This is a genomic window from Burkholderia sp. Tr-20390, assembly GCF_017104595.1.
Classification (GTDB): Bacteria; Pseudomonadota; Gammaproteobacteria; order Burkholderiales; family Burkholderiaceae; genus Burkholderia.
Window position 1 is genome coordinate 1 of record NZ_JAAGPC010000285.1, and the last position, 7,536, is coordinate 7,536.

Genomic DNA, 7,536 nt, shown 5'->3' on the forward strand with positions numbered 1-7,536 from the left:
TAGGCTGCGCCGGCAGCCGCCGCGCCGGCGAAGGCCGCGGCGGCCAGCGATGCCGCCGTGCAGGTCGCGCAGAATGCCGCGTCCGCGGCATCCGCCGCGCAACCGGCCACGATCGTCAACGACGACGCAGCTTCCCGAACCGTTGCATCCGCATCGTCCGCGTCCGCCGCGGACAACAGCCGCCTGTCGCGAGCGCTCGCCAATGGCGCCGACGACGCATCGGGTGCGGCCACGGCCGGTGCGGCGGCCGCCGCCGCTGCCGCGACGACCAAAACCGCGAAGGCCGACGCCGCCAAGGCCGACGCCGCGAAGGGCGCGAAGGTCGCCGCGCACGGCAAGACCGATACGAAGGCCGACACGAAAGCCGAGGCCCGCAAGCGTCACAAGGAACAGCAGGCCGAGCTCGCGCAGGCGAAGAAGCATCGCGACGCGACGCCGGCCCGTACCGCGAAGGCGGGCGGCAAGGACGATCCGGATGCGGATCTGCTCGCGGCGCTCGTCGCGCGCACGAAGCCGGCCGACAAGAAGCTCGCCGCGCAGAAGGCGCAGGCCGTGCCGACCAAGACGGCCGCGACGACCGGCTCGCTGGCGTCGCGTGTGAAGGAGTGTTCGGAGCGCGGTTTCTTCGAGGATCAACTGTGCCGCTGGCGCGTCTGCGATGGTCACTGGGGCAAGGATCCCGCGTGCCCGAGCGCCGCGCAGTCGGAGACGCGGCAGTAACGCGTCCTGCGCGTGTCGACCCGCCGCACCTGCGCCGCCCGTTGGGCGGCGCGTTGCTTTTGGGGGCCGCGGAATCGGACGGTATGATGCGGCGTGACGCTGTCACCGGCGCGTCATGCCCGTCGGGCATACGTCTCCTTTCCATTTCCGGCGCGGGCGCGCGACCCGTTTTGCGCGGCGCGCCGTGTGCAGCACGACCTTCGACACGATGGACCTGATCGTACAGACTTACGGCGCCGATACGTCCGGCATGGTGTGCGGATTCCGCTTCGTTCCCGGCGGCTCCGGCGCGACGCTCGATGCGGACTCGGCTGCCGCGTGGCTGCGCACGTGCCGCGAGCATGCTGCGGCGTCGGACGATTTCGTCTGGCTGCACTTCAATCTCGCGCACGGCGCGAGCGAGCGCTGGATGCGCACGCATCTCGAGCTGCCCGACAGCTTCTTCGAATTCCTCCACGAAGGCTCGCGCTCGACGCGCATCGAGCAGGAAGACGGCGCGCTGCGCGCGATCGTGAACGACGTGATGTTCAACCTCGAACTGACGCCGTCGGAGATCGCGACGCTGTTCGTCCACGTCGAGCGGCGCATCATGGTCACCGCGCGGCTCAAGCCGCTGCGCTCGGTCGACACGCTGCGCGCATGCGTGCGCGACGGCGAGCAGTTCAGGTCGCCCGCGGAGCTGCTCGTGCACCTGCTGCGCGACCAGGCCGACCTGCTGATCCAGATCATGCGGCGCACGAGCGTCGACGTCGACCGCATCGAGGATCGCTTCCTGTCGCAGCGGCTCACGTCGAGCCGCATCGAGCTCGGCGCGATGCGCCGCACGCTGACGCGCCTGCAGCGCATGCTCGCGCCCGAGCCCGGGTCGATCTTCCGGCTGCTCGCGAAGCCGCCCGCGTGGCTGCATCTGGAAGACGTGCAGGAGCTGCGCGAATCCACCGAAGAGTTCTCGCTGGTGCTCGCCGATCTGGCCGGGCTCAACGAGCGGATCAAGCTGTTGCAGGAAGAGATCGGTTCGCGTCTCGACGAGCAGAACAACCGTACGCTGTTCACGCTGACGCTCGTGACCGTGATCGCGCTGCCGATCAACATCGTCGCCGGCTTCTTCGGGATGAACGTCGGCGGCGTGCCGTTCTCGGAGAACAAGCACGGCTTCTGGCTGATGGTGCTGCTCGTCGCGGGTTTCACGGCGCTCGCCGCGTGGTGGGCGTTCCGCCGGCGCGATGATCGCTAGCGCCACCGGCGCCGCATCGACACGTCAGCGCAGCAGCGCGATCACGCGTTCGCCGATCACCATCCCGAGCAGGCCCACGAGCGCGACGAGCGGCGGGGCGGGCGAGCGCACGTGCAGCAGTGCGTACACCACGCCGACGCCGAGGCCCACCGCGAGCGAAGTCACGTAATCCATCATGGCAGTCTCCCGTGTGGTCCGGCGTCAGGGCTTGAGGATGACGCGCTCGCGCGCACCGGCCAGCACCGCGCGATACGCGTCGTGTGCGCGCTCGAGCGGGTACACGTAGTCGTCGCCGATCGGGAACGGGCGCAGCGTGCCGTTGCCGAAGCCGGGCGCGAGCGTGTCGAGGATCTGCGCGACCGTGGCGCCGCCGAGCTGCAGCGAATCGACGCCCACGAACGTGTGCTGGCCGCGATAGAACGCGAAGATGTCGAACGGCACGCTGCGGTCGATCGTCGAGATGAAGATCTGCCGCGCGCCGATCGCCATCGACGCGTTCGCCGCTTCGAAGTACGGGCTGCCCACCGTGTTGTAGACGATGTCCGCGCCGTGGCCGCCGGTTGCCGCGCGCACCGCGTCGGCCACCGGTTCTTTTGACGCGTCGATCATGTGCACGTCGCCCGATGCGTGGCCGCGATAGCCGCCGGCGCTGCGCTCGACGCCGATCACGGTCGCGCCGTGCGCGCTCGCGAGCTGGATCGCCGCCTGGCCGACCTTCCCGTTCGCACCGAACACGAGCACGACATCGCCGGCCGTCGGCATGCCGGCGCGGCGCAAGCCTTCGTACGCGGTGACGAACGGCACGCCGATGCCGGCCGCTTCGTCGAGCGTCAGCACGGCGGGCTTGCGGCGCACCAGCGGCGCATCGAGCACGAGCCATTCCGCGTGCGAGCCGTCGCGATGCACGCCGAGATCGCCGCCCGAGCCCCACACCGGCGCGCCGATCCAGCCGTCCGGGCCGCTGCGCACGATGCCGGCCCAGTCGCGCCCGGGCGTGCGCGGCCATACCGCGTGCGGCATGCGGCCGAGCGCGGCTTTCACGTCGCTCGGGTTCACGCCGGCCGCGCGCACCTCGATCAGCATCTGGCCGTCGGCCGGGACGGGCGGGTCGATTTCCCTGACGCGCGCGTCGAGCGACTCGATGTCGGCGGCGGGGGCGTCGAAGCGGATGCTGCGCATGATGATCTCCGTGGCGGATGGCTGTCGCGCGGCCCGATAGGGCGGTGCGTGCAGCGAGTGGAAAGGATGCATGCAGTCTAGTCGGCCCGGTTTGACGCGGAAACGCGCAAAGGCGGATGATTGCTTTGCGTTGAACGCATAGCCAATTTCGAAGGCACCGAATGGACGACTTTCTTTCCCCGCATCTGGCGCTGTTCGTCGACGTGGTCGACCAGCAGAGCTTCTCGGCTGCCGCGCGCCGGCTGGGTGTCGCCGCGTCGTCGGTCACGCGGCGCATCGACCGGCTCGAGACGCAGCTCGGCATCCGCCTCCTGCATCGCACCACGCACGCGTTGCGGCCGACCGAGGCCGGGCAGTTGCTGTACGGGCGCGCGACGCGGATGCTGGCCGAGCTGCGCGGCCTGCAGGAAGACCTGCACAGCCAGCACGACGAGCCAAGCGGGCTGCTGCGCGTCGACTGTCCGGCGCCGTTCGGCCGCCGGCATCTGATGGCTGCGCTGGCTGCCTTCATGCAGCGTCATCCGGCGCTGCAGGTCGACCTGGTGCTGACCGACAGCATGGTCGACCTGCAGGGCGCGCGGCTCGGCTCCGACGTCGATCTCGCGGTGCGCATCGGCCCGCTCGAGGACACGCGCTTCGTCGCGACCGTGCTGGCGCCGCAGCGGCGCGTGCTGTGCGCGAGCGCGGCGTATCTCGCGCGGCGCGGCGAACCCGAGTCGCCCGACGCGCTCGCCGGCCACGATTGCCTCGCCTGGCACGGTGCGCCGCCGCCGGGCGCATGGCGCTTCGGCGAGCGTCGCCACGTGCCGGCGCAGCCGCGGTTTCGCAGCAATCATTCGGAAGCGTTGCTCGAAGCCGCGATCGACGGGCTCGGTCTCGCGCACCTGCCGACCTGGCTCGCGGGCGACGCGCTGCGCGACGGGCGCTTGCGCGCGGTGCTGCCGCGGTTCGCGGCGGCACCGGAGCCGGCGACGATCCACGTGTTGCGCCAGCAGGCGCGCGGCACCGCGCGCGCGTCGCGGCTCGTCGCGTTTCTCGCGACGTGGTTCGCGCAGCCGGCGTGGGATGCCGCGTGGGCATGACGGCGGGCGGGTGCCCGTGCCGAAAGAAAAAAGGGCCTCGCATGCGAGGCCCGTCAAAGGTCGGAGAAACCGGTACGCCGGCCGGCAGCCGCAGGCTGCGCGGCGCCGGCCGGAGGCGCACCGTTACTGCGTCACTACCTTGCGCGGCTTGAAGATGCCCTGGTAGTGCAGTGCCGGGCGTTCCTTCGTCACCGGCTCGAGGCCGCCGAAGGTCGGCGTCTGGCGCAGCTTCATCGCGGCCGGCGAAGCGACCGAGCCGATCGACGTCGAGCGCGAGGCCGGCGCGAGGTTGTTCGCGACGAGCAGTGCGGCCTCGCTCTTCAGGTTCGCGAGCAGGACCGGATCGGTCGAGCCGTTGACCTGCGTGAGCAGCCCGCTCCAGGCCGCGTCGCTGTAGTTCACGACGTAGTAGTCGAGCCCGCTCGGGTCGGCGACCACGCCCGAGCAGCCGTCGACGCGCGTTTGCGTCTGCGTGTCCTTCAGCGCGAGCGTCGTGCGTTTCGCGAGACCCTGGCCGTACGCGAGCGTGATCGGCACCGTCCATTGCAGGCCCGGATACGCGTTCTTGTTCGGGAACGGCTGCTGTTTCAGCGTGATGACCGTCTGGTTCTTCGTCAGGTCGCACTGCGTGTCGAGCGAGATCAGCGGCACGCCGGTCTGGCGGACGTAGCTGTCGCCGATCGCGCCGATCGCCTGGCCGCTTTCCTTCGAGAGCGCATCCCACAGACGCTTCGGCGTACCGTTGCCGAACGAGTAGTCGACCAGGTACTGCTGCAGACCCTTACGCAGCGTCTGTTCGCCGAGATAGTTCTCGAGCGTCTTCAGCACGTGGCCGCCCTTGTCGTACGTGAACGCGCTGGCGCTCAGCACGAAGTCGTTCGACGCCCAGCCGTTGAAGTTCGGTGCGACCGGGAACGCGTTCGGGCCGATGTCACGATTGATCACGCGGTACTTGTTCTTCACCTGGTCGAGCCAGCTGAACTCGTCGGGGAAGAACTGGATCGTCGTCTTCGTCTCGAAGAACGTCGCGAACGACTCGTTGAGCCACACGTTGTCCCACCAGTCGGCCGTGACCAGATCGCCGAACCACTGGTGCGCGACTTCGTGCGTCAGCACCTCGTTGCCGTAGTGCGACATCGGCTGGCCCGGCTGCGGCAGGATGTCGTCGGCGAACTCGAGGATCGATCCCCAGTTCTCCATCCCGCCGAAGTTCAGGTCCTTCTGCTCCTTGAACGCGTCGTTCGCGGCCACCGTGTCGAACTTCGTGAGCGGCAGCGCGATGCCCGTGTAGCGGTAGTAGAAGTCGAGCGCCTGCTTGGTGCGGTCCATCGCCGGCTTCGCCCAGTCGCTCATGCCCGGCGGCGTGAACACGCGCAGGTGCAGGCCGCCCTTGCCGCCCGGCAGCGGGCTCGTGAAGTCGTCCTCGTAGGTGTCGAACAGGCCGCCGCCGAAGAACAGCAGGTACGACGGCATCGGCGGGGTCTTCTCGAACTGCACGAGCTTGTAGCCGCCGCCGACGTTGGTCGACGGTTTCTCGGCCGCGTTCGACACGACCCGCCAGCTTTGCGGCACTTCGGCCGTCACTTCATAGGTCGGCCGGAATGCCGGTTCGTCCCAGCCGGGGAACCACTGGCGCGACAGGTTGGTTTCGCCTTGCGTGAGGATCGCGCCGCTCGTCTTGCCGTCGGTGCCCTTCAGGTCGACGCGGAAGACGCCTTCCGCGGCCGAGCAGCCCGGGTACGGATCGTTGCCGCAGCTGCCGCCGGTGTGGTTGACCGGATCGTCATACGACTTGAAGTTGATGATGCCCGACCATTCCATGTGCAGCGAATAGTTGCCCGGCGAGATCGTGCCGCTCACGGGGCGCAGCTGGTAGAAGTCGCCCTTGTCCTGCGGCGTCGCGATCAGCTGGATGTTGCCCGGCTGCAGCGTGATGCGGCCGTTCGTGAACTTGATCCGGTGGCCGGCGATTACGATGTTGTTGACCGGCTTCAGCACCTTGATCTCGACGTCGGCGCGGCCGTCGAACGCGTTCAGCGCGTCGTTCGGGCGGAACCACAGCCGGTAGTTCACGGGTACCACGGTGTCCGGCAACTCGACAGGCGAGACGCTCTTGTCGACGTTGGATGCGCTCGGCGGCGCGGTGACGGTGGGCGACGAGCCCGAGTGCGGCGCGCCGGCGGAGCTGAGCGCGGACGCCGAGCCCGCGCCGCCGTCGTCGCCGCCGCACCCGGCTAGCGCGAGCGCGGCGACGATCGGCAGATAACGCATCTTGCGAATGTTGATCGACATGACTGAAACCTCGATTGTTGAAAGAATCGTTCAGTGCTGCGAAAACGCCGGCAAAAACAATCCCCTCGCCGTTAATCAACAGCGATGAAAATGCCAATGACGGATTATTCGAAAAGACGGCGGCCGACTACGTGAAGGTAATCATGGTTTACTGCCCCCTCTGGATTTCCGGATGTCGGTTAACTTGCCGGTTCAAAATGGCCGGGCGCGTGTTGTACTGAATTGATTTCGCGCGCACGACACGGAGCCGCACGCCCTGGGCGGGCGTGCTTTCCCCTTTGAACAGACGACCTACGGGGCTGGCCGGGCCTCGTCGCAGGATGGCAGGAAGGCGTGTCGCCGTTCCGTAAAATCACCGTCATGCGGCTTCAAGGTTTGTCGGCTTGCTCGAAGGATGCGTAAATATACTTGATGGTTTTAGGTAAAGGAAACGAAAAATTTAGAAATTGCATCGATTGAATTCGCCGTGCTTCATTGAATGCTGGGAAGCATTAATGCGCTTTCCATTCGACATTTATTTTCGTAGTTTTAATCTATTAACGATCTCGCGGGACTGCGAAAACTACGAAACCCGGCGTGCCGGGGCGTGCTCGGTACAATGCAGCGACGACAAGCTCACCGATTGCCGCGAGGAGGTTCTCCCATGCCACGACCCGTGTTCCGTATCGCGCCGCTGCGCGCCATGCTGCTGCTGTTCGCCGCCGCGCTCCTGCTCGGCGGCTGCGCGGGGCTGACGCGCGACCCGGTGCGCGTGACGGTCGCCGGGCTCGACCCGCTCGTCGGGCAGGGCCTCGAGATGCGTTTCAGCCTGAAGCTGCGCGTGCAGAACCCGAACGACGCGCCGATCGACTACGACGGCATCTCGGTCGCGCTCGACCTGAACGGCACGCCGTTCGCGAGCGGCGTCAGCGATCGCTCGGGCACCGTGCCGCGCTTCGGCGAGGCCGTGCTCGACGTGCCGGTTTCCGTGTCGGCCTTCGCCGCCGCGCGGCAGGCGTGGAACCTGCCCGGCGCGGCCGCGAACGGCGC

General features: G+C 68.1%; 6 protein-coding genes and 1 pseudogene. 4 read left to right on the plus strand and 3 right to left on the minus strand.

The annotated features are described in order from the left end of the window. Window positions 1-6: 6 nt before the first annotated feature. Window positions 7-720, plus strand: a pseudogene (locus G3N98_RS37235) (phage tail protein); the annotation flags it as partial. Window positions 721-928: 208 nt separating this feature from the next. Further along, complete coding sequence (locus G3N98_RS37240) at window positions 929-1,954, plus strand: transporter (RefSeq protein WP_089472097.1); 1,026 nt, start codon at window positions 929-931, stop codon at window positions 1,952-1,954. Window positions 1,955-1,978: 24 nt separating this feature from the next. Here the strand turns inward: G3N98_RS37240 and G3N98_RS37245 are convergent, their stop codons facing one another. Together G3N98_RS37245 and G3N98_RS37250 are read right to left on the minus strand one after the other, a co-directional pair. Beyond that, window positions 1,979-2,128: a DUF1427 family protein gene (locus tag G3N98_RS37245; protein WP_241026249.1), complete on the minus strand. Its 150-nt coding sequence runs from the start codon at window positions 2,126-2,128 to the stop codon at window positions 1,979-1,981. A 27-nt stretch (window positions 2,129-2,155) separates the two neighbouring features. Beyond that, a complete protein-coding gene (locus G3N98_RS37250) occupies window positions 2,156-3,133 on the minus strand; it encodes a zinc-binding alcohol dehydrogenase family protein (RefSeq protein WP_206150920.1) in 978 nt (325 codons plus the stop codon). A gap of 161 nt (window positions 3,134-3,294) precedes the next feature. Between G3N98_RS37250 and G3N98_RS37255 the strand changes: the two genes are divergently transcribed. Next, entirely contained in the window at window positions 3,295-4,215 is a 921-nt protein-coding gene (locus tag G3N98_RS37255) for a LysR family transcriptional regulator (protein ID WP_089472058.1), read from the plus strand. A gap of 123 nt (window positions 4,216-4,338) precedes the next feature. Here the strand turns inward: G3N98_RS37255 and G3N98_RS37260 are convergent, their stop codons facing one another. Continuing rightward, window positions 4,339-6,507, minus strand: coding sequence for a M1 family metallopeptidase (locus tag G3N98_RS37260; RefSeq protein WP_206150921.1), 2,169 nt, complete (start codon window positions 6,505-6,507; stop codon window positions 4,339-4,341). 643 nt (window positions 6,508-7,150) lie between these two features. Here G3N98_RS37260 and G3N98_RS37265 point away from each other — a divergent pair. Next, on the plus strand, window positions 7,151-7,536 hold a 386-nt coding region (locus tag G3N98_RS37265; RefSeq protein ID WP_206150922.1), incomplete at its 3' end, for an LEA type 2 family protein.

Bases quoted from the DNA above. Each gene is read 5' to 3' on its own strand.
- G3N98_RS37255 (WP_089472058.1), top strand. From the start codon at position 3,295: ATGGACGACTTTCTTTCCCCGCATCTGGCGCTGTTCGTCGACGTGGTC.
- G3N98_RS37240 (WP_089472097.1), top strand. From the start codon at position 929: ATGGACCTGATCGTACAGACTTACGGCGCCGATACGTCCGGCATGGTG.
- G3N98_RS37250 (WP_206150920.1), bottom strand. From the start codon at position 3,133: ATGCGCAGCATCCGCTTCGACGCCCCCGCCGCCGACATCGAGTCGCTC.
- G3N98_RS37245 (WP_241026249.1), bottom strand. From the start codon at position 2,128: ATGGATTACGTGACTTCGCTCGCGGTGGGCCTCGGCGTCGGCGTGGTG.
- G3N98_RS37260 (WP_206150921.1), bottom strand. From the start codon at position 6,507: ATGTCGATCAACATTCGCAAGATGCGTTATCTGCCGATCGTCGCCGCG.